Source organism: Shewanella sp. NKUCC01_JLK (assembly GCF_019345615.1).
Taxonomy (GTDB): Bacteria; Pseudomonadota; Gammaproteobacteria; order Enterobacterales; family Shewanellaceae; genus Shewanella; species Shewanella oncorhynchi.
The window spans coordinates 1-269 of sequence record NZ_JAHKRD010000048.1; the positions used below are offsets into that span (position 1 = coordinate 1).

Annotated in this window: 1 protein-coding gene; it reads left to right on the forward strand. The window is 57.6% G+C overall.

The features are described from left to right. Positions 1–269: chitinase N-terminal domain-containing protein (locus KO537_RS23005; protein ID WP_219236056.1), on the forward strand; the 269-nt coding region annotated here is incomplete at both ends.

The window sequence follows — 269 nt, forward strand, 5'->3', positions numbered from 1 at the left end:
ATGGGGCGTGGACAACGATCACATCAGCGACCACCCCGAGTTACACGGTTACTGGGCGTCAAAATGGCAGCTACAAATACCAAGTGCAGGCCTGCAATGCATCTGGTTGCAGTGGTTGGAAAGCCTCGGCCGCGGTCAGTGTGTTATTGCCACCTCCGGTGCCCGCGAGCATCAATGTCCCCAGTGCGACGGTGACGAACGGCAGTATAGCGATAAGCTGGGCCGCGGCATCGACGGCCACAAGTTACACGTTGCAAGAAAGCGTGAGT